This window comes from Pseudomonas sp. S07E 245 (genome assembly GCF_019599025.1).
GTDB classification, from domain to species: domain Bacteria; phylum Pseudomonadota; class Gammaproteobacteria; order Pseudomonadales; family Pseudomonadaceae; genus Aquipseudomonas; species Aquipseudomonas shirazensis.
Genome location: NZ_CP080625.1, coordinates 2,367,590 through 2,387,615 on the forward strand (window position 1 = coordinate 2,367,590; position 20,026 = coordinate 2,387,615).

Consider the following 20,026-nt stretch of genomic DNA (forward strand, 5'->3'; position numbering starts at 1 on the left):
GGTCGCGAGACCCGCTGGATAACCTGGAGACCTTAGGTCGGACTCTCAGATTATCTCCTCATCAGGCTAATCACGGTTTTTGACCCGGCTTTTTGCCGGGTCTTTTTTTGGTCTTCAGGCTAATGAAGATGGGTACCGCTTGATGGCCGCGATCATAGCAAAAGTGTTTCTACAGGTGAATGGATGTAACAGCCTTTTACGCAAACAGCACTTGAGAATCAATCTCGTTAAGATTAAGCTGTTTGCGCATCAGGGAAGATGCCCCCACCCCTACACCTGAGCAAGGAGCCACCCATGACCCGCCTGCTGCCCCTTGAACAGCACCTGCACAGCCATACCGATGAAGACGCCTTGCTGCACCGTCTGCGCCGTCTACCGCGGCGGGTGCAACAAGTATTTCTGCTCAGCCGCCTCGAACAACTGCCGTTCGCCGCCATCGCCGAGCGCCTCGATCTCAGCGTACACACGGTCGAACGCCACATGCATCAAGCGTTGCAGGGCACTCAGGCTCGGCCTGACAGCTTTGCCAGCGCCGCCGGCCATTGGTATGTGCGCCTGCAAAACCCACAGGTCAGTGCCAGCGAGCGGATCGACTTCCGCCGCTGGCTGGACGCCGCCGACGAGCACTTGCAGGCCTTCCACCAGACCGAACTGCACTGGCGCCGCCTGCTCGCCCCGGCACGTCAACTGGGGCAGGACGGTTGGTACCGGCATGGTCAGGCAGCGCTGTCACTGGGCGGTTGCTCGATCGCGGCCGGCCTGGGCCTGGCCGCCCTGCTGGCGATGGCGTACTGGGTGTGAGTAAATCCAGCCCTTGAGCCAAGCGCGGCCTGGCTGCGTTGCCGAGCAATGCCGACACTCGATGAAACACCCCCTGCCAACCGGCAACACATTTGCAGTCCCAGCCGGCGCTGCGAGCGGTGTAGAGTAACCGTCACAAAAAAAGCCACAGGAGCCTGGCAATGACCGTGACGTCGCCCGCTGTAACCATCGACTGCGCTTTCGATTCCGGCAATATTCAGGTGCTCGACGCCAGCAATCCAGAGCAGGTGCATCTGGCCATTCGCCCGGACAGCCACAGTGGCCACTTCCAGTGGTTTCACTTCAAGGTAGATGGCCTGACGCCTGGCCACACTCACCGGTTCAGCCTTGACAACGCCAGCCAGTCTTCCTATCCCAATGCCTGGAGCGGTTATCAGGCCGTGGCCTCGTATGATCAGCAGGTGTGGTTCCGCGTCCCCAGCCGCTTCGACGGCGAGGCCCTGCACTTTGAGTTGCAGGCCACTCAGCCGCAGGCCTGGTTCGCCTACTTCGAGCCCTACTCGCGTGCCCGCCACAATCAATTGATCGCCCGCGCCCAGCAGTTGCCGGGAGTCGAGTTGCTAGCCCATGGACGCAGCGTGCAGGGCCGTGATATCCCCCTGTTGCGCGCTGGTGACGGTGCGCCCGGCAAGCGCAAGCTCTGGCTGATCGCCCAGCAGCACCCGGGCGAGCACATGGCCGAGTGGTTCATGGAGGGCGTGATCGAACGCCTCGAAGCCAACGATACGCAGATTCAGGCATTGCTCGCTCAAGCCGACCTGTACCTGATCCCGAACATGAACCCGGACGGCGCCTTCCTCGGCCATCTGCGTACCAACTTCAAGGGCCAGGATCTGAACCGTGCCTGGCAGTCAGCCAGTGTCGACACCAGCCCCGAGGTGCTGTTTGCCCAGGCACAGATGAAGCAATACGGCGTCGATGCATTTATCGACGTGCACGGTGACGAAGAGATCCCCCACGTGTTCACCGCCGCCTGCGAAGGCAACCCAGGCTACACCCCGCGCCTGGCGAAACTCGAGGAGCAGTTCCGCAGCACCTTGTGCAGCATCACCGCAGACTTTCAGACCACCCACGGCTATACCCGCGACCAGCCTGCTCAGGCCAACATGACCCTGGCCTGCAACGCGGTTGGGCATCAGTACGACTGCCTGTCGCTGACCCTGGAGATGCCCTTCAAGGACCACGACGACGCGCCCAATGTGCAGACGGGCTGGTCTGGAAAGCGCTCAAAGGACTTGGCCGGTGCGGTACTGGAGACGTTGGCGAAAATCGCGCGTGATCTACGCTAGCTAGAACTGCACATCCAGAATCACGCTGTCGCTGTAGGTCGCAGCCGGCGGCGTCGGCTGATCGCTGTAGACCCGCGCGTTGTAGTTGAAAATCTGGCTACCGGTGCCAGTGCCTGCGCCCGGGTTGACGTTGGCATCGGTACTGGCACGCCTAGCTGTATTCAGCGAGCCCCAGCGCTCGCTGCCGGCGCTCTTGAAAATGTCATAGGCCAGATAGTTATTGGCCGGTGATTTCATCCGCCGACGGCCGCCAGCCGGGTATACCCCATCATCCAGGCCAACGGTGTAGTTGCTGCCCTTGGTGCAGGAGATGTTGATGCTTTGATTGACCGTGGTAAACGCACTGACCACCGGCGCACTGTTGAAGACAATGTTCGGGGTGGTGATCTGGCAGTCATTGCTTACCGTCAGGCTGACGTTGAGGGTGCGGCTGCCATTGCCCTTGTCGCGGCCCAGGCAAAGCGTGCCGGCACTGATGCCAGAGCAGTAGTCCCAGGCCCAGGCGATGGTCAGGGTTTCCTGGTACAGGCCCGCAGCAACGTTGGCACCCAGGTTGGTCTTCACATACAGCGGCACGGTCTTGGGTGTGGTGCCATTGAGCAGGCCAAGCAGGTCGAGGATGCCATTGCGGGCGAAGTCGAACGCCACGCCACGGGTGATCGGAAAGCTCGTGCTGTCGTTGGCATACAAGGTGTAAGGGATCACATCACCGGTTGGCCCAACCAGCCCGCTGGTGCTGGAGGTGATGGTTGCGTAGAAGTGATCGCCCGAACTCAGCAGACTGAGCAAAGAACCGGTGCACTGCAAACCGGCATTGGTGGTCGAGGCGCTTTGCACTGTGCCGCGCACCAAGGTCGAATTGACCGTGCCGAAGCTCGCCGGCAGGGTATCGACCATATTGCACAGGCCCCAGGCCGGCGCCGCCATCACCGTCGCGAGCAGCGCCACTGCCCCTGCAGAGCGGTTCATTGACACACCAACGGACCAATCAACGGCACCGGCCCCTGCCCTTCCGGCAGATCAAAGGCCACCTGGCACTGGCCGCCCTCGGCCAGCTCGACCTGCAGGGTGTTGTGCGCCGAGAGGTTCTCCAGATACACCAGGCCGTCCCAGCCGACCACCGCCAGGCTGCCGCTCTGCTGATGGGTCACCCGGCTACCCAGCTTGAGGTTGTTCTGCTGCGCGTCGACCAGCACGATGCTCGCCGCCAGCACCCGCTTAAGCGGGAACTCCAGCAAGTAGCCGCTACCCCGGCGCACGGCGACCCGCTGCTCGACCTGCGGTGCCAGCACATCGGCCGACAGCTCCATTGGATCGATCTCATACTTGCCGCGGTAGTAACCGCTGCTGTAAGGCACCAACAAGTGGCCATTGCGGTCAGTGCGGCCGACCAGCTGATTCTCGTAGCGCACCGGGACATCGGCGTAACCGTCGGTACTGACAACTACAAAGGCATCGTCAATCCGGTTGGCGGCAAACAGGCCGGCGTCCATCCATACCAGCGAACCGCTGGCGTCGGCCCAGCGGGTCATGGCGTCACTACTGCCATAGGTGCCAGCCTGCAACTGCACCGACTGCAGGCGCCAGGTCGCGTCAGCCTGGCGATAGGCCTCGCGGTCGCCATCGGCATAACCGAGATTGAAACCGACACCGCCACCCACCGGCACGGCGCGGCTGTAGTTGACCCGCTGCTGGCGGCTGCCATCCTGGCTGCGCTCCATGCTCAGGGCCAGGTTGCCATGCAGGTCGAACGGGATCACCAGCTGCGCCTGCATGGCCCACTGGCTTTCGCCGATCTCGCGGTTGGCCGACAGGTACAAGCTGCTATTGCCCCACAACGAGCGGCTCCAGCTCAGGTTGAGCAGACGGGTACGCGAGCCGTCTCCGGCCTGCACATCGAAATAGCCGGCACCGAGGCTGCCATAGCGCTCAAGGTTCAGGCTCAGGGTGACCTGTTCACTACGCCTGGACAGCTGCATGTAGGGCGTGTCGACCCGCGACAGGTCGGCGTAGTCGCCATGGCGCTGCAGGCGCTGGTAACTGAAACCGAGGCGCTGGCTGTTGTATTGATACCCCAGCGCAACCTGCTGGCCCTGCTCGCCGTCGAAACGGCTTTGCGCCAACGCCGCATTGAGCACGCCAAAATTGCCCAGCCGTAGATTGCCACCCAGGCCGCCGAGGGCGAGGGTCTCGGCGGTCTCCAGATGGCCCTCGAGGGTAAAGCTGTCGCTGACACCGTGGCGCAGGCTGGCGCTGGCAACGCCTGTGCCGTAGCCAAAATCACGTACGCCGTAGTCGCGGCGCAGGCTGCCGGCCGCCAGGGAAAAGTCGCTCAGGCCTTTACCCAGCAGGCTGCTGGTGACGTAGAACGGCAGCGTGGTAGACACCTGGCGGCCGAGGGCGTCGGTGGTCACCACCACCGCTTCGCCGGCACCGTTGATGAACGGCACGTTGGTCAGGGTATATGGCCCAGGTTGCAGGTCGGTGGTGCTCGCCTTGTAGCCGTTGATGAACAGGTCCAGCGACGTCGGTACCGCCGCCTCGCCGGCAAAGGCCGGCAGCGGGTAGGTGACCAGGTCCGGGCGGGCGGCAAAATCACGCGAAAGCTGCAGGCCGCCGAGCCGCACCGAGCTGGTCCAGGGCAAGGCGCCGGTGACCAGGTCACCGGCCTCGATGGTCAGCAGGCGTTGCTCGTCGGTATAGCGCCAGGTCGTGTCGTAGCGCAGAAATCCCTGACGGTTATCGGCCTGCGGTGCGCTGTTGAAGGCCTGGCGCCACTGGCCGGTGGTGCTGAACGTGCCCCAGCTGTCGAACAGACGCAGCTCGTTCCAGGCGGCCAGGTAGGTTCCGCTCTCATCGGTGTCATTCAGGTAGACGTCGTAGTTGAGCAGCGCGCCGAAGCTGCTGCGGGCGTCGCTGGCCGAGTACAGGCCGCGCTCGCCAACCCGCTGCAGCGGCAACCAGGCAGCGGGTACCTGCAACAGCAGGCGCTGGTTGGCGCTGTCGTAGTCGGCATGCAGGTCGGCATAGGCATCCAGCGCCACCTCACCCTGAGTAACCCCCGGCAGGCTGATGCCCGCTGCAGTGAGCACCTCACTGGCGATAAACAAGCGTCCGGCGCGTTGCTGCACGGGCACCAGCTCAGCCCTGGGCATTTGGTTCACCAGCAGGTCGAGGTACAGCGTGGCATCGGTGACCGCGCTGCTCTCGCTCGGTGGCGGCGGCAGGCCGTTGGCCAGCGCCAGCTGTGGCCCCAGCAGCAAGCCCAGGCACACCTGATGGGCCATCCACGACAGCCATTTCACACACGGCTTCCAGCCATTGTCGGGTCCTCCGTGGCCCCTGACGTCGATTCATCGAAGTTTCACTTGCCCGGGCTGATGGCCTGGGCCACGTCCTGTCCGTTGACCCGGCCCTTGAGCACACTCGCTGCGGTGGGGACTGCGGGCACTGGCCAACGCATGCTGGCGCCGGGCAGCACATAGCCAAGCAGGCCTTCAACCACCGGCTTGTCCTGGCCGGCCTGCTGCAGCACTACGTCGGTCAGGCGCGCGTGGACCGGGCCGCTGTTGCGCAGCTCGACGAAGGGCTTGCCCTGCACATTGACCGCGCGCCAGCTCAGCTGCGGCTTGCCGACTCCATCGGCACTGCGCTTGCCTTCCGGGTCGGGTTTGCCCCACAGGCCTTCGCCATACACGAACAACGGCACCGAGTAGCGCATCTGCAGGCGGATCGCCGCCGTTGGTGCCTGAGTACTGGCATCGACCGGCAAGGGTGAGGGGATTTCGTCGATGATGATGCGGTAGGCCTGCTCCTGACCGGCCGGCGAGCTGCCGGTACGGGTCAGCCGGATCAGCTGCTTTTGCCCCGGCCCGATATTCGCCACCGGCGGGCTGCCGATAATCTCGCGCTGGGCCTGGAACTGCTCCTCAAAGCCGCCCTGGCGCCAGGCAAATACACGCACCTGCAGGTTGGCCGGCGTAGTGCCGCGGTTTTCCAGCCACAGCGCCCCCGCCTTCTGATCTGCCTCCAGCACCGGGTCAATTGGCCAGATCAGCACCGAGGTTGCCGCCGCCGCTGGCTGACTGGCCAGCAGCAAGCCAACGACTATTGCTTGCGCCCACTTCGCGCCTGCCCCCATGCCATTCTCCTTGGTTTGTTGTGTTGATCCCTGCGTTCACCAGGTCACCGTGACCTGCACGACATCGGTATAGGTACCTGCCGGCAATGTCCCCGGCAGCTGCGTGCGACCGTAAACCGGCAGCTTGATCGCCGTCGGGTCGCTGTAGCTGACCGACGTCACCTGGCCGATTGCAAGGCTCTGACTGAAGCCGGCGTCGCGATACAGCTGGTAGGCGAGCAGTTGCGTACCACCGCTGCGCTTCAGGTTGCGGGTCCCGCCGCTGTTGTTCTGGCCACCGTCCAAGGCCATGCTCAATGCCACCCCCGGCGTGCACTGAAAGCTCACCGTGCTGCCACCCAGCGCTGCGCTGACGCTGGCCTTGGACAGGGCTGATTGCGTGCCGAAGTCGAGGCTGCCGTAAGCGCTCACCCCGCCCACCACCAGGCAGCCGGCCACGACCTGCGCGCTGACCTGAAAGGTACTGGTGGTCGCTGCATCCAACGGCAACGCCAGCACCAGGCCCAGCCCCGCCGTGGTTGCGCGAACCCAGCGATTCATGGCTCAGAACGTCAGCTCGACGGCAACCGTGTCGGTGTAGGTGCCCGCCGGCAGGCCAGCCTTGCCCTTGGCCTGGCCGTACAGGTTGACGGTCTGGGCAGCGCCGGTGCTGGTCGGCACGGCGATGCTGCCGTCGATGGCCAGCGGCACGGTGTGTCCGGCATCGGTATAGAAGTCATACGGCACGAAGTTGCCATTGCCGTCGGCCAGCGCCCGCGTCCCTCCCGTCGACAAGCCATCATGAGCGCCGGCGCGCACGCGAATTGACGCCCCGGTGCCATTCGAGCAGAGGATGCTCATGGCGCCGCCACCCGGGCCCATGACCTGGGCATTGGCGGTACCGAACAAGGCGTCCTGAGTACCGAAGTTGAGGTTACCGAAGTTGACCCCGGAGGTACCGGCACTGCCGTTGACCTGGCAGGCGGCGATCAGGGTCAGGGTCGAGTTGATGGTCCCGGTCACGGTGGCTGCCTGAGCCTGGGACGCCAGCGCCAGGGCGAGCCCGGCGAGTACTGAGCAGGTGAGGTGTGTGCGCATCGGATTCTCCTTGGGTGTTACCAGTCCAGGGTCACGCTGAGGGTGTCGCGGTAAAGCCCGGCGGGCAGCGCGCGCGGCTGCGCGATGACCACGCCGTAGATCGGAATCGGGATCTGCTGGCTGCTGTTGACGGTGAAGGTGCGCGCCTGGCCTACCGGGTAACGGCTGTTGCCGCTGGGATCGACCGCCAGTTGGTAAGGGATCATCTCGCGACCGTTGCTCAGCCGGCGCACCCCATCGCCACCGTTCTGGCCAGCATTGATGCGCACGCTGAAGGCACGCACCGACGGCGTGCAACTGATCTGCAGGCCACCATCGCCTGCGATTTCGTCGACCTTGCCCTGCAAAGGCTCCTGCCAGCTCGGCCCGCGCGAACCAAAGTCCATGACCCCTGGCGTACCCAGCGTCGCCGGTGGCTGGTCGCTGCTGATCTGGCACGCGGCACGGATCACCAGGCGCGCTTCGATAACCCCGGTGGTGCTGCCATGCACGGCGCCTGGCAGCAGCAGCGGGCCCAGGCTCAGGAGCAGAATGCTGGTGCGACTCATGACGTAGCCTCCTTGCTCATGGCGATGCCCCTACCAGGTGACCGTGACTTTCAACAAGTCGGCGTACAGGCCAGGCCGTGGCACCCAGGCCAGGCTGTCGATGCGCGCATACAGCGGCAATTCGACCGAGCCACTGTCTGGCACCCGCGCCGATTGTGCGCTGCCAACACTCAGCGGCTGGCGCCAGCCTGCGTCGCTGTAAAGCCGATAGGGAATGGGCCTGGCTTGCGCATCCGCGCTGGCCAGGAAGCGCAGCTCGCCTACGCCGCCATGCAGGCCGCCGTCGACGCGGATTTGATAAGGCGTGTCCGGGTTGCATTCGAGCCGTGGTGGCCGAGGGCTGAGCAACACGCCAGTCAGCGGCGCTGCGGCGCCGTCAAGGCGTGCTGCGCTGCCCAGGTCGATCTGGCCCAATGCTTGCGCCGCCGCATCGCGGGGTTGGTTGACCAGCATGCAACCACGCTCGACCTGCACCCGCACCTCGACCAGAAAGTCCGCCGCCAGGCTGTTCACGCTCAACAACAGACCCGACCACATGGCCACTCCGCGTACTTCCACCGCACTATCCCTGTTCCAAGCCCTGTTTCCAGGCTATGACCTTGAGGGTAGCAGCGCAGTCTGATCCCGCCGGGTTTGCCCTACCCTTCATTGGCATTAACAACAATGGCTTAGGTGGCTATTTGCCGCGTTAAAGACCCCCGTTCCGCACCTTTCACGGCACTGCACGCTATTTTTGTACTCAAACGGCGAACCCCTGAACTAATCAGACCTCAAATGGCCATATGCCGGCAAAGCAGCCGACAATCTGATACTTTTGCAGCAGCAACAGCCTATGCCATGCGCTTTCCGCCGGGCGAGGACAGAATCACCAGGAGTACCGCTTTGACAACTGCCCCCACCGCATTCGACCAGGCTGTCGAGCGCTGCGCCCAGGAGCCTATTCAGGTCCCCGGCAGCATCCAGCCGCAGGGTTTCATGCTGGTACTCGACGAGCAGGACCTGTGCGTGCTGCAAGCCAGCGAGAACGCTGAGCGCTGGCTTGGGTCTGCGGCGCCCGAGCTGCTTGGGCGCACCTTCGCTGATCTGATCAGCGACAGTTTCGACCTGCGTGCACAGATGCAGTATCTGCCGGTCGATGAGGTATTCCCGTTTCATATCGGCGACGTTGAACTACGCCAGCCCAGCCCAGACTGCAGCCACATGCGCGTGCTGGTGCATCGTCACGACCAGGTCCTGATCACCGAATTCGAACCGATCCGCACGGCCAGCGGCCCGTCCGGGCATGGCGATTACTACCCGCTGGTACGCGCCTTCGTCGGCAGCGTGCACAAGGTCAGCTGCATCGTCGAACTGTTGCAGCAGTCGGTCATGCAGATCAAACGCATTACCGGCTTTGGCAGGGTCAAGGCCTACCGCTTCGATGCCGAAGGCAACGGCGAGGTACTTGCCGAGGTCGCCGACCCCGGCTACCCGAGCTATCTGGGCCTGTGCTTCCCGGCCTCCGATATTCCACGCCAGGCCCGCGAGTTGTACCGAGTCAATCGGATTCGGGTCATCGAAGATGCCAACTACATTGCCTCGCCGCTGTATCCCCACAGCAACCCGCGCACCGGCAAGCCGCTGGATATGAGCTATGCGGCGTTGCGCGCGGTATCGCCGGTGCACCTGCAGTACATGCGCAACATGGGCACCCTGGCATCGACCTCTTTGTCGATCGTGGTAGACGGCAAGTTGTGGGGGCTGATCTCCTGCCATCACGACCAGCCGCATGCCGTCGACCTGCCCACTCGCACGGCCTGCGAGCTGCTGGCCAGCGTGCTGTCGCTGCAGATCGAATCCCGTGAAGCGCACACCGGCACCCAGACCATGCTCGACATGCGCCAGCGCATCGTGCGCATGCTGGCCTCGATGGCCGACCACGACAGCGTCAGTGCTGGTTTGAAGGCCTTGCCCCAGGTCCTGCTGGACTTTGCCGGTGCCACTGGCGCGGCGATCATCAGTGCCGAGCGCTGCGACCTGATCGGCGTGACGCCGCCCGCTGCGCAGGTCAATGCGCTGGTCCACTGGCTGTCGCAGCAAGACGCCGAGTCGGTGTTCAGCACCGACAACGTGCGCCGCGACATCCAGGACTTACCAGAGCTGGCCAAGCACGTTGGCGGTGTGCTGGCGGTGGCGATTTCGCAGATCCACTCGCACTATCTGGTGTGGTTCCGCCCCGAGCAGGTACGCACGGTCAACTGGGCCGGGCGCCCGGAAAAAGCCATCAGCGCCGCGGGCGACCTCAACCCGCGACACAGCTTCGAGCGCTGGCAGGAAGACGTTGGCGGTTACAGCGAATCTTGGGACCCGCTGATCATCGAAGGCGTGGCCGAACTTCGCATAGCCGTACTGGGGATCGTGCTGCGCAAAGCCGAAGAGCTGGCGCAACTGGCCGGTGAGCTGCGCCAGTCGAACAAGGAACTCGAAGCGTTTTCCTACAGCGTGTCGCACGATCTGCGCGCACCGCTGCGGCACATCGCCGGCTACACCGAACTGCTCACCGAAGTCGAAAGCGAGAACCTCAGCGAACGCGGCCAGCGCTTCCTCAAGCACATCGAAGAAGCCGCGCACTTTGCTGGCACACTTGTCGACAACCTGCTCAATTTCTCTCAGATGGGCCGCTCTGCCCTGCGCATGTCGGATGTCGACCTGAACGCCCTAGTCGACACCATTCGCAACGAGCTGACACCGGATTTTGCCGGCCGTACAATCATCTGGGACGTGGAAAAACTGCCCAAGGTGATCGCCGACCCGGCGTTCATCAACATGGCACTGCATAACCTGATCGCCAACGCGATCAAGTACACCCGTGGCCGCGATCCTGCGCGTATAGAGATCCGCGCCAAGCAACACCCGCACGAGACTGAAATCTATATACGCGACAACGGCGTCGGCTTCGATATGGCCTATGCCAATAAGCTGTTCGGCGTGTTCCAGCGCTTGCACCGCATGGAAGACTTCGAAGGCACCGGCATCGGCCTGGCCAGCGTGCGCCGGATCATCGAACGTCACGACGGCCGTGTCTGGGCTGACGGCGAGATCAACCAGGGAGCGTCGTTCCATTTCGCCCTCCCGCGCCATTCATCGAACACCTGAGGTAACGTACATATCATGCTAAAACCGATCTTGTTGGTCGAAGACAACCCCAGGGATCTGGAGTTGACGCTTGTCGCGCTGGAGCGCAGCCAGCTGGCCAACGAAGTCATCGTACTGCGCGATGGCGCCGACGCCCTCGACTACCTGTTGCGCCGCAACGGTTACGCCGACCGCGACGATGGCAACCCGGCCGTGCTTCTGCTCGACCTGAAACTGCCCAAGGTGGATGGCCTGGAGGTGCTCAAGGCAGTGCGCGAAACCCCTGAGCTGCGCAGCATCCCGACGGTGATGCTGACCTCCTCGCGGGAAGAACCCGATCTGCTGCGCGCCTATGAGCTCGGGGTCAATGCCTACGTGGTGAAGCCGGTCGAGTTCAAGGAATTTGTCACGGCCATCTCCGATCTGGGGATCTTCTGGGCCGTCCTCAATGAACCGCCGCCTGGCTCGTTGCGGCTGACTCGGCGTGGTAACAATTGAGTCCAACTAGCATGTTGTCAGGCCCGCTCAAGCTACTGATGGTCGAAGACAGTTCGATGGATGCCGAGCTGACCTTATTGCGCCTGGAGCGCAGCGGGCTGCACATCGAGTCGCAACTGGTGTTCGACCATATTGGCGTCGAGCATGCGCTGCACCACGGCCGTTTTGACCTGATCCTGTGCGACTGCGTGTTGCCTGGCTCGTCCGGCACCGAGGTGCTGGCGATTGCTCAGCGGCTGGCGCCAGATGTGCCGTTCATCTTCCTCTCAGGCATTTATGGTGAAGAGCACGCGGTGGAGATGATCCGCCTTGGCGCCACCGACTATGTCCTGAAGAAGAACCTGCCGCTGCTGCCCAAGGCCGTACGCCGGGCGCTGACCGAAGTGCAGGAGCGCCATCGCCGCCGCCGCGCCGAGGAAGCGCTGGCCGAGCTTGAGGCGCGCGCCCGGTTTGCCATCGATGCTGCCGGCATGGGTACCTGGGACTATCGCCCGCAGGAAGATCTGCTGCTCTGGGATGACCGCTGCAAGACCTTGTTTGGCCTGCCTGTCGACACTCAGATGTCGTTGGATGTGTTCTACGCAGGCATCTATCCCGAAGACGTCGTGCTGGTTCGTGACGCTGTCGAGCAGGTCATGCAGCCCCAGGCAGGCGGTCACTACCGGGTCGAGTTTCGTATCAATCAGCGTGACGGCCTCGAGCCGCGCTGGTTGCTCTCGAGCGGCCAGACCCAATTCCTCGACGGCCGCTGCGTGCGCTTTTCCGGCGTATTGCAGGACATTCATGAACAACGCCAGGCGACCACGGCGCTCAAGCAGCTCAACGAGATGCTCGGCGAGCGGGTCGAGCGGCGTACCCGGGAGCGCGATCGCTCATGGGAATTGTCCCAGGACTTGCTGGCGGTACTGAACAGAGACCTGACCCCGGTCGCGCTCAACCCAGCCTGGGAAGTCAGCCTGGGCATCTCGCGTGAACGCCTGAGCCAGACCACCCTGTTGCAGCTGCTACCCGAGCCGGATCAGGAGGCCTTTCTCGCTGAGCTGACCGCCCTCGGCCAGGGCCGCACCAGTGCGCGCTTTGTAGGGCGCATTCAACATGCCAGCGGCCAACAGCGCTGGTTGTCGTGGGTGATCGTGCCCGAGGACACCCTGCTCTATGTGGTCGCCCGCGATATCACCAGTGAGCGCGAATCGTCGATGGGCCTGGCCGAGGCCAACATGCGCCTGCGCGAGCAGATCGATGAGCGCGAGCGTATCGAAGCTGCGCTGCAGCAGATGCAGCGACTGGAGGCAGTCGGCCAGCTGACTGCCGGGGTCGCGCACGACTTCAACAACTTGCTGACGGTGATTCTGACCGGCGCGAGTTTCCTTGAGCGTGACCTGCAGAAAGAGAATTACGACAAGGCCCGCAGCCGCCTCAAGCACATCCGCGAGGCTGGCGAGCGCGGTGCCAAGTTGACCTCACAGTTGCTGGCCTTCTCCCGGCGCCAGCGGCTCGAGCCTGTTCCGCTGAACCTCAACCAGACCCTCACCGGCCTGGAAGAGCTGCTGCGACGCACCTTGGGCGGCAATGTCTCGGTACGCCTGGATCTGGATGCCAGCCTGTGGCAGGCACTGACTGACCCGACCCAGACCGAGATGATCATTCTCAACCTGGCGATCAACGCCCGCGACGCCATGGCCGATGGCGGCCAGCTGATCCTGTCGACGCGCAATACCTTGATCACAGAACGCGCCCAGCGACCGGAAGACCCGGAGCCTGGCGAGTACGTGATGTTGTCGATTCGCGATACCGGTTGCGGCATGAGTGAAGAGGTAGTCGGCAAGGTATTCGAGCCATTCTTCACCACCAAGGACATCGGTAAAGGCTCGGGCCTTGGCCTGGCCCAGGTGTTCGGCTTCGCCAAACAATCGGGCGGCGGCGTGTCTATCGATACTGCGCCGGACCAGGGTACCTTGGTGTCGGTCTACCTGCCTGCGGTCAAGCAGCCTGTAGCCTTCGAAGCACCCGCGGCGCCTGCGGCGCCAGCCCTCTCGGCAGAGGGCCGTGATCGCACCGTGCTGTTGGTGGACGATGATCACCTGGTCCGCGACATGATCGGCGAGCTACTGCGCTCGCACGGTTATCAGGTACGCCAGGCGCACGGTGGCGAGCAGGCCCTGTGCTTGCTCGATGAACACGTCGATGTGCTGCTGACAGACTTTGCCATGCCCGAATTCAACGGCGCGCAGCTCGCGTTGGCGGCGCGTGAGCGCTTCCCGCAATTGCCGGTGGTGATTCTCACGGGCTATGCCGAGCTGCAAGGCTTCGAGCTGGGCGACAGTGTGGTCATTCAGAAACCGGTACAGGATCAACTGCTGGCGAAAACCCTGGACGATTTGCTGGGCGCGGTCTGAGCACCGCGCTCGGCCGTTGCTCAGCAACTGCAATACGGATGGGTAGCGTTGGTGGATTGCGCGGGAATAGAGAGAGGGTAAAGCGAGGAAGATAATGGCAGGGGCGGCTGGATTCGAACCAACGCATGGCAGGATCAAAACCTGCTGCCTTACCGCTTGGCGACGCCCCTGTATCGGATGCGACAAGTGCGATGCACTGTCGTTCTGACAATCCCCCTGGCTGACAACATGGGTTGTTGTCGGGGAATGCGCGGCACTTTAACAACAATCCTTGACCATGAAAACCCCTCTGTTAAAAAAAATCTCAAAAAAACAGCAAGTTAGTCAGGCACCATCCGCCGCCTGACCGCCTGTCGGCAAAGCTCGCCCAGCTAAAAAACCAAATCCCTGCAGCCCTGCCCAATAGTCAAGTAACCCAGCGTTTACAAGGAGGGCGCCATGCCAGTTTCCCATGACCTGTACCAAGACCTGCACTACCCCCGCGAAATCGTTCAGCAGCGTCGCCAGCAGGATCAGACCCTTGATCGCCTGCTCGACGAGTACGTCGATATCGACAACCAGGTGCTGGCTGCCGAGGCCATCTCGGCGGGCTATACCAGCGATGATGACCTGCACCGCCTCAAGGAACGTCGTTTGTCGATCAAGTACATGATCGATCGTCAGCTCAAGCGCGAGGACTGAGGCTGTTCATTTGGCAGTGGCGCATGACCACTGCCAGTGGGCACTGACCGGTAGTCGCCCACAATCGCCTGGCTACTCGCCGGGAAGATTGCCTGCCAGCGGTGCCTGCGGCGAAAATGGTCACTCACTGAGGGCGCTAACCGCCCTGCCCCGCCTGCGAGGACCACCCGCTTGTCTGCCTGGATTCCCACGCCGCTTCGCCACTTGCGCCGCCGCTCGCGTACCGATGCGCAAGGCGACTGCCAGCTGTTGAGCTACTTCGAGGACAAGGCCAGGCAGCGCGGGTATAGCTTGAGCGAAGGTCAACGGCGGGTTATCGAGCGCATGGCGCAACAGTTGGCCGCGCTGACTGACGGCCAGGCGCGCAGCTTGTATCTGTATGGGTCGGTTGGCCGCGGCAAGAGCTGGCTACTCGATGGCTTTTACCAGGCGCTGGAGGTGGAGGCCAAGCTGCGCCTGCACTTTCACGATTTCTTCGCTCGTCTGCATCAGGGCATGCACCGCCATCGCGGCGCCGACAATGCCATGGCGGCAACCCTGGATGAACTGATTGGCGACTGCCAGGTGCTGTGCTTCGACGAGTTCCATGTGCACGACATCGGCGATGCGATGCTGCTCACCCGGCTGTTCAGCGCGCTGTTCGAGCGCAATGTATTTGTCGTCCTGACCTCCAACTATGCCCCCGAAGGCCTGCTGCCCAACCCGCTTTACCATGAGCGGTTCTTGCCAGTGATCCGCCTGATCAACAGCCGCATGCTGGTGATGGAAGTGGGCGGCGACATCGACTTTCGCAGCCTGCCGGCCAACCGCGCGCACCAGCGTTTTACCCAGGGCCACTACGTCTGGCCCGGCACAGCTGAGCAACGCCTGGCCCTGGCGCTGCCGGAAACCCAGCCGCTGACCCTGGACATCAACCAGCGCCCGCTGCGCGCCCTGGCCAGCCAGGATCGACAGGTGCACTTCAGCTTTGTCGATCTGTGCGAGCAGGCCACGGCGGTGGTGGATTATCTGGAGCTGGCCAGCCGTTACGATCGCTGGATCATCGACGACCTGGAAGACCTGGCCGAATGTTCGCTCGCAGCGCAGCAACGCTTCGTCAACCTGGTCGATGTGCTGTACGACCAAGACTGCGAGCTGGTGCTGATTGGCCGCTATCCGCTCGAGCAGAGCCTGGGTGGCGCCATTGCCGACCTGATGCGCAGCCGCAGCCGTCTCGGCCAGCTGCATCAGGTCGGCACGACTGTGCTTTAACCTGCGCGGGGCAGATCGACCAGCACCGCTTCGATTTCGCCAAGCACAGCCGGGTCATCCAGCGTTGACGGTGGTACATAGGCCTGACCGTCAGCGATCTTGCGCAGCACCGCGCGCAGAATCTTGCCGGAGCGTGTCTTGGGCAAGCGCTTGACCAACCGCACCCGGTTGAAGCATGCCAGCGCACCGATCTGCTCGCGCACACTGGCAACCAGTTCAGCCTGCAATTTTTGCTCGGCTAGCTCTTCGCCGTCCTTGAGTACCACCAACGCCAACGGCACCTGGCCCTTGATGTCGTCGTGCACACCGATCACCGCGCACTCGGCAACCGCTGCATGGCGGGCGACCAGATCTTCCATTTCGCCGGTAGACAACCGATGCCCAGAGACGTTGATGACGTCATCGGTGCGACCCATGATGTAGACGAAGCCGTCATCGTCCAGGTAGCCGCCATCACCGGTATGGTAGTAGCCCGGATAGGTGTGCAGATACGCCTGCAGATAGCGCTGATGATCACCCCACAGCGTCTGGCTGCAGCCCGGCGGCAGCGGCAGGGCGATGACGATCGCGCCCTGTTGATTCGGCCCGAGCAAATGCCCGTCGTCGTCCAGCACCTGCACGTGGTAGCCCGGTACTGCGCGGTTGCTCGACCCGGGGCGTGCGGCGCTGCCTTCAAGGCCGACACAGGGTGCGGTCACCGGCCAGCCGGTTTCGGTCTGCCACCAGTGGTCATGCACCGGTTTGCCGGTGACCTGATCCAGCCATTGATGGGTGCTTGAATCAAGCTTTTCCCCGGCCAGGAACAATTGGCGCAGGGAGCTCAGGTCATACCCGGCGAGCAGTTCGCCATGGGGGTCTTCCTTACGGATCGCGCGCATCGCCGTCGGCGCGCAGAACAAGGCATTCACCTGATACTGCTCGACCACCCGCCAGTACGCGGCGGCGTCCGGGGTGCGGATCGGCTTGCCTTCATAGAACACCGTGGTGCAACCGGTCATCAGCGGCCCGTAGACGATCAGCGAGTGACCGACCACCCAGCCCACATCGGAAATCCCCCACCAGACATCGCCCGCCTGCATGCCATAGATATGGCGCATCGTGTAGCTCAAGGCGACCGCGTTGCCGCCGTTTTCGCGGACGATGCCCTTGGGTTTGCCGGTGGTGCCGGAGGTGTACATGATATATAGCGGGTCGGTTGCACTGAGCTCGACCGGCGCCACAGACTGCGCGTTGACCAGTGCCTGTTGCCAGTCCAGGTCACGCCCAGGCTGCAGCGCGGCCTTGGCCTGTGGCCGCTGCAGCACCAGCACGTGGCGGGGCTGATGGGTGGCCAGTTGCAGCGCGCGATCGATCAGCGGCTTGTATTCGATGACCCGATCAAACTCCAGCCCGCAGGAGGCCGTGAGCACCAGGGTCGGCTTGGCATCATCGATACGCAGGGCCAGCTCGTTGGCGGCAAAACCGCCGAACACCACCGAGTGCACTGCGCCAATCCGCGCGCAGGCGAGCATGGCCATGGCCGCCTGCGGCACCATCGGCATGTAGATGACGACACCGTCGCCCTTGCGCACGCCCAACTCGCGCAGCAGCCCGGCCAGCCGCGCCACCTCATCGCGCAACTCACGGTAGCTGAAGCGCTGCTGGGTGGCGGTTACCGGCGAGTCGTAGATCAACGCGATCTGCTCGCCACGGCCTTGCTCGATCTGGTAATCCAGGGCCAGGTAGCAGCTGTTCAGGCGCCCGTCGGCAAACCAGCAATGGCTGCCGTCGGTGTTGTTGATCAGGGTCTGGCGCGGCTTGTGGTACCAGGCCAGCTGGTCGGCCTGTTCGGCCCAGAAGGCCACAGGGTCGGAAATGGAACGGGCGTAGCTGTGCTGGTAGGTCATGTCAGTCGCAACCCGATACTTGTTGTTATTGAAGGGCGAGCCTGCAGTATGGACCTGCCTGACGCCCCTGCCATGGGACTAAAGTCCATAACCGACCTGCAAATTCGCAGCAGCAGGCACTATCAAGGCAGCGCTTTTGATACGCGCCAAGCAGCGAGCAAGGCTCTAGAATAGCCATCACCTTGATCAATGAGCACAGCATGGATATCGAACAGGCACGCACCTTTCTGGAGATTGTGCGCTGCGGCAGCCTGGTCGCCGCCGCCGAGGGGCTGTGCGTGTCGCAGACGGCAATCACCGCGCGGGTGCAGCGTCTTGAGCAGCAGCTAGGTTGCCAGCTGTTTGTCCGCAGCCGCAGCGGCGCCAGCCTGACCGCAGACGGCGAAGCCTTCGTCACCTACGCCCACCAACTGGTGGAAACCTGGGAGGCCGCCCGCCGTGACCTGCCGCTGCCGCAGGGTTGTCAGCAGCTGCTGCACCTGGGCGGCGAAACCAGCCTGGGCAACCCGCTGCTGCTCGACTGGGTCAGTGCGCTGTACCGCGAGATGCCCAGCCATGCCATCCGCAGCGAGGTCAGCGACGGCGAATCGTTGCTGCGCAAGGTCGAGCGCGGCTTGCTCGATGCTGCGCTGGTCTATCAGCCCATCTACGGGCCTGGCCTGCAGGTGGAGCAGTTGATGGAAGAAAAACTGGTGCGCATCCGCCACGTTGAACGGCCAGAGCCTTATGTGTATATCGACTGGGGCGAGACGTTTCGCCGCCAGCACGATGCCGCCCTGCCCGACTGCGCCCGCCCAGCGCTGAGCTTCAACCTCGGCCCGCTGGCCTTGCAGTTCATTCTCGAGCACGGTGGCAGCGGTTATTTCCGTACACGGGTGGTGCAGGCTTATCTGGACAGCGGCGTGTTCGAGCGGGTGCCGCAAGCGCCGGAATTCACCTATCCGACTTTTCTGGTGTACACCCGCAAGCACGACAGCGCCGCCTTGCAGCAGGCCTTCGGCGTGCTGCGCCGGCAAGTCGCAGCGGGCGTCAGTGACTGGTCACAACGCTGGGACCCGCTCATCTGAAGCAAGCGTGCTGTGGTTGAGCAACTGGCGCTTGAGACCGGCAATCAGGTCGGTCTGGGTGATCACCCCGACCAGCTTGCCGTCATCGAGTACCGGCAGGCAGTGCAAGCCTTGCTCGCACAGCAATGGCAGCAGACGCTCCAGCGGGTGCTGGCTACTGACGCTGATCACCCGCCGGCTCATCACCTGCTCCAGCACCACCGGCCTGCGCCGCCACAGCCCGCGCCAGCTGAACCGCGCCCGCGCCATGGCCGCCGTCAGCACATCACTGAGGCTGACGATGCCAACCAGGCGCCCCTCCGCCAGTACTGGCAGCGTCTTCAGGTGGTGGCTGGCGAGCATCTGCCAGGCTTGCTCCAGCGTGGTCTGCGGGCTGGCAAACTGCACATCGCGGGACATCACCGACGCCGCGGTGATACCGCCTAGACTGCGCTGCAAGGCATGCTGTTCAGTGGCCAGAAGAATACGCTCAAGCTCGTCACGGCTGACGTCAACGTACTCGCCGATGTCTTCCAGAGCCTGATCGAGGTCGTCGCTGCTGAAACCTACCCGGGCGCTGGGCACTGGGTCGTGGGTGTGGTGCAGATCCTTGCGCGGTAAGCCAGGCTTGGGATAGCGCACGCCCGTCAGGCGGTTGTAGACCACCGCCACTGCGACCAGCACCAGCGCATTGAGCATGATTGGCTCGAGCAGATGATCGCCCATGGCGACCAGCCCGGAATCGGCCAGTACCGCGCTGACCGCTACTCCGCCGCCCGGCGGGTGCAGGCAGCGCAGCAGGCACATGACCAACAACGACAAGCCCAGCGCAGCGCCAGCCACCCACAGCTCGCTGCCCAGGTGCTGGCGCATGACCAAGCCGATTACGCCCGCCAGCGCGTAGCTGCCCAGCACCGACCACGGCTGCGCCAGCGGCCCGGCGTGCACGGCGAAAACCAGCACGGCTGTTGCCGCCAGAGGGCCAAGCAAATGCAGCGCAATGGAGGGACCATAGGCCAGGCTGCATAGCCAACCTGCGAGGCACAGGCCGAGCAAGGCACCGACGCCTGCGCGCAGCCATTCTCTGGGAGGAATATTGAGGGGCGCCGGCATCAGGCGCTGCAACAGGGGTTCGGGACGCGAGGCAGACATCGGCAGAACGTGCTCTTCAACTTGGCCGGGATGAGCCATTTCAGAGCAAGAGTGTGCCGCGCGCACTATTGTGGGGCAAATTCAAAATAATGCGGTTTGGGCTCAATAATTTTGCAGCATCAGCG

At 63.3% G+C, this 20,026-nt stretch carries 17 protein-coding genes and 1 tRNA gene; 8 read left to right on the forward strand and 10 right to left on the reverse strand.

Annotated features, from left to right (window positions below):
- Nucleotides 1-294 precede the first annotated feature (294 nt).
- Complete coding sequence (locus K3F44_RS11000; RefSeq protein WP_220634028.1) at nucleotides 295-801, forward strand: sigma factor-like helix-turn-helix DNA-binding protein; 507 nt, start codon at nucleotides 295-297, stop codon at nucleotides 799-801.
- A gap of 161 nt (nucleotides 802-962) precedes the next feature.
- Nucleotides 963-2,111 carry a M14-type cytosolic carboxypeptidase gene (locus K3F44_RS11005; RefSeq protein WP_220634029.1) on the forward strand — a complete coding sequence of 383 codons (1,149 nt, stop codon included), beginning with the start codon at nucleotides 963-965 and terminating at the stop codon, nucleotides 2,109-2,111.
- On the opposite strand, the gene K3F44_RS11010 is transcribed toward K3F44_RS11005, so the two are convergent.
- The 7 genes from K3F44_RS11010 to K3F44_RS11040 form a co-directional block, all read right to left on the reverse strand.
- Nucleotides 2,112-3,080 carry a spore coat U domain-containing protein gene (locus tag K3F44_RS11010; RefSeq protein ID WP_220634030.1) on the reverse strand — a complete coding sequence of 323 codons (969 nt, stop codon included), beginning with the start codon at nucleotides 3,078-3,080 and terminating at the stop codon, nucleotides 2,112-2,114.
- Nucleotides 3,077-5,398 (reverse strand): fimbria/pilus outer membrane usher protein, encoded by a 2,322-nt coding sequence (locus K3F44_RS11015; protein WP_220634177.1) that lies wholly within the window; start codon nucleotides 5,396-5,398, stop codon nucleotides 3,077-3,079. Before K3F44_RS11015 ends, K3F44_RS11010 begins: the two co-directional genes overlap by 4 nt.
- 77 nt (nucleotides 5,399-5,475) lie before the next feature.
- The gene (locus K3F44_RS11020; RefSeq protein WP_150569861.1) at nucleotides 5,476-6,252 is read right to left on the reverse strand and encodes a molecular chaperone; all 777 of its coding nucleotides are present in this window, start codon (nucleotides 6,250-6,252) and stop codon (nucleotides 5,476-5,478) included.
- A 36-nt stretch (nucleotides 6,253-6,288) separates the two neighbouring features.
- A complete protein-coding gene (locus K3F44_RS11025; protein ID WP_150569860.1) occupies nucleotides 6,289-6,792 on the reverse strand; it encodes a spore coat U domain-containing protein in 504 nt (167 codons plus the stop codon).
- Nucleotides 6,793-6,795: 3 nt separating this feature from the next.
- Entirely contained in the window at nucleotides 6,796-7,329 is a 534-nt protein-coding gene (locus K3F44_RS11030) for a spore coat U domain-containing protein (RefSeq protein WP_103437931.1), read from the reverse strand.
- A 17-nt stretch (nucleotides 7,330-7,346) separates the two neighbouring features.
- Nucleotides 7,347-7,877 carry a spore coat U domain-containing protein gene (locus tag K3F44_RS11035; RefSeq protein ID WP_101320964.1) on the reverse strand — a complete coding sequence of 177 codons (531 nt, stop codon included), beginning with the start codon at nucleotides 7,875-7,877 and terminating at the stop codon, nucleotides 7,347-7,349.
- A gap of 30 nt (nucleotides 7,878-7,907) precedes the next feature.
- Nucleotides 7,908-8,414 (reverse strand): spore coat U domain-containing protein, encoded by a 507-nt coding sequence (locus tag K3F44_RS11040; RefSeq protein WP_188036386.1) that lies wholly within the window; start codon nucleotides 8,412-8,414, stop codon nucleotides 7,908-7,910.
- Nucleotides 8,415-8,759: 345 nt separating this feature from the next.
- On the opposite strand from K3F44_RS11040, the gene K3F44_RS11045 reads away from it, so the two are divergent.
- From K3F44_RS11045 to K3F44_RS11055, 3 genes are read left to right on the forward strand one after another with little or no spacing between them, the layout of a single operon-like run.
- Nucleotides 8,760-11,012, forward strand: coding sequence for an ATP-binding protein (locus K3F44_RS11045; RefSeq protein WP_409077664.1), 2,253 nt, complete (start codon nucleotides 8,760-8,762; stop codon nucleotides 11,010-11,012).
- Between the two features lie 15 nt (nucleotides 11,013-11,027).
- A complete protein-coding gene (locus K3F44_RS11050) occupies nucleotides 11,028-11,489 on the forward strand; it encodes a response regulator (RefSeq protein ID WP_101320970.1) in 462 nt (153 codons plus the stop codon).
- Nucleotides 11,490-11,500: 11 nt separating this feature from the next.
- A complete protein-coding gene (locus K3F44_RS11055; protein WP_220634032.1) occupies nucleotides 11,501-13,885 on the forward strand; it encodes a hybrid sensor histidine kinase/response regulator in 2,385 nt (794 codons plus the stop codon).
- 95 nt (nucleotides 13,886-13,980) lie between these two features.
- Here K3F44_RS11055 and K3F44_RS11060 read toward each other — a convergent pair.
- Nucleotides 13,981-14,055 (reverse strand) — tRNA-Gln (locus K3F44_RS11060).
- Between the two features lie 268 nt (nucleotides 14,056-14,323).
- Here K3F44_RS11060 and K3F44_RS11065 point away from each other — a divergent pair.
- Together K3F44_RS11065 and zapE are read left to right on the forward strand one after the other, a co-directional pair.
- On the forward strand, nucleotides 14,324-14,566 hold the full coding sequence (locus tag K3F44_RS11065; protein ID WP_101320974.1) for a DUF465 domain-containing protein: 243 nt from the start codon (nucleotides 14,324-14,326) through the stop codon (nucleotides 14,564-14,566).
- Nucleotides 14,567-14,737: 171 nt separating this feature from the next.
- A complete protein-coding gene (gene zapE / locus K3F44_RS11070; RefSeq protein ID WP_220634033.1) occupies nucleotides 14,738-15,817 on the forward strand; it encodes a cell division protein ZapE in 1,080 nt (359 codons plus the stop codon).
- Here zapE and K3F44_RS11075 read toward each other — a convergent pair.
- Nucleotides 15,814-17,703 (reverse strand): propionyl-CoA synthetase, encoded by a 1,890-nt coding sequence (locus tag K3F44_RS11075; protein WP_220634034.1) that lies wholly within the window; start codon nucleotides 17,701-17,703, stop codon nucleotides 15,814-15,816. The two genes, zapE and K3F44_RS11075, sit on opposite strands and share 4 nt — an antisense overlap.
- A 200-nt stretch (nucleotides 17,704-17,903) precedes the next feature.
- On the opposite strand from K3F44_RS11075, the gene K3F44_RS11080 reads away from it, so the two are divergent.
- Entirely contained in the window at nucleotides 17,904-18,770 is an 867-nt protein-coding gene (locus K3F44_RS11080; RefSeq protein ID WP_101320981.1) for a LysR family transcriptional regulator, read from the forward strand.
- On the opposite strand, the gene K3F44_RS11085 is transcribed toward K3F44_RS11080, so the two are convergent.
- The gene (locus K3F44_RS11085) at nucleotides 18,744-19,901 is read right to left on the reverse strand and encodes an HPP family protein (RefSeq protein WP_220634035.1); all 1,158 of its coding nucleotides are present in this window, start codon (nucleotides 19,899-19,901) and stop codon (nucleotides 18,744-18,746) included. The two genes, K3F44_RS11080 and K3F44_RS11085, sit on opposite strands and share 27 nt — an antisense overlap.
- Nucleotides 19,902-20,026 lie beyond the last annotated feature (125 nt).

Coding starts and splice junctions, on each gene's coding strand:
- K3F44_RS11000 (WP_220634028.1), top strand. CDS start 295: ATGACCCGCCTGCTGCCCCTTGAACAGCACCTGCACAGCCATACCGAT.
- K3F44_RS11005 (WP_220634029.1), top strand. CDS start 963: ATGACCGTGACGTCGCCCGCTGTAACCATCGACTGCGCTTTCGATTCC.
- K3F44_RS11010 (WP_220634030.1), bottom strand. CDS start 3,080: ATGAACCGCTCTGCAGGGGCAGTGGCGCTGCTCGCGACGGTGATGGCG.
- K3F44_RS11015 (WP_220634177.1), bottom strand. CDS start 5,398: ATGGCCCATCAGGTGTGCCTGGGCTTGCTGCTGGGGCCACAGCTGGCG.
- K3F44_RS11020 (WP_150569861.1), bottom strand. CDS start 6,252: ATGGGGGCAGGCGCGAAGTGGGCGCAAGCAATAGTCGTTGGCTTGCTG.
- K3F44_RS11025 (WP_150569860.1), bottom strand. CDS start 6,792: ATGAATCGCTGGGTTCGCGCAACCACGGCGGGGCTGGGCCTGGTGCTG.
- K3F44_RS11030 (WP_103437931.1), bottom strand. CDS start 7,329: ATGCGCACACACCTCACCTGCTCAGTACTCGCCGGGCTCGCCCTGGCG.
- K3F44_RS11035 (WP_101320964.1), bottom strand. CDS start 7,877: ATGAGTCGCACCAGCATTCTGCTCCTGAGCCTGGGCCCGCTGCTGCTG.
- K3F44_RS11040 (WP_188036386.1), bottom strand. CDS start 8,414: ATGTGGTCGGGTCTGTTGTTGAGCGTGAACAGCCTGGCGGCGGACTTT.
- K3F44_RS11050 (WP_101320970.1), top strand. CDS start 11,028: ATGCTAAAACCGATCTTGTTGGTCGAAGACAACCCCAGGGATCTGGAG.
- K3F44_RS11055 (WP_220634032.1), top strand. CDS start 11,501: ATGTTGTCAGGCCCGCTCAAGCTACTGATGGTCGAAGACAGTTCGATG.
- K3F44_RS11065 (WP_101320974.1), top strand. CDS start 14,324: ATGCCAGTTTCCCATGACCTGTACCAAGACCTGCACTACCCCCGCGAA.
- K3F44_RS11075 (WP_220634034.1), bottom strand. CDS start 17,703: ATGACCTACCAGCACAGCTACGCCCGTTCCATTTCCGACCCTGTGGCC.
- K3F44_RS11080 (WP_101320981.1), top strand. CDS start 17,904: ATGGATATCGAACAGGCACGCACCTTTCTGGAGATTGTGCGCTGCGGC.
- K3F44_RS11085 (WP_220634035.1), bottom strand. CDS start 19,901: ATGTCTGCCTCGCGTCCCGAACCCCTGTTGCAGCGCCTGATGCCGGCG.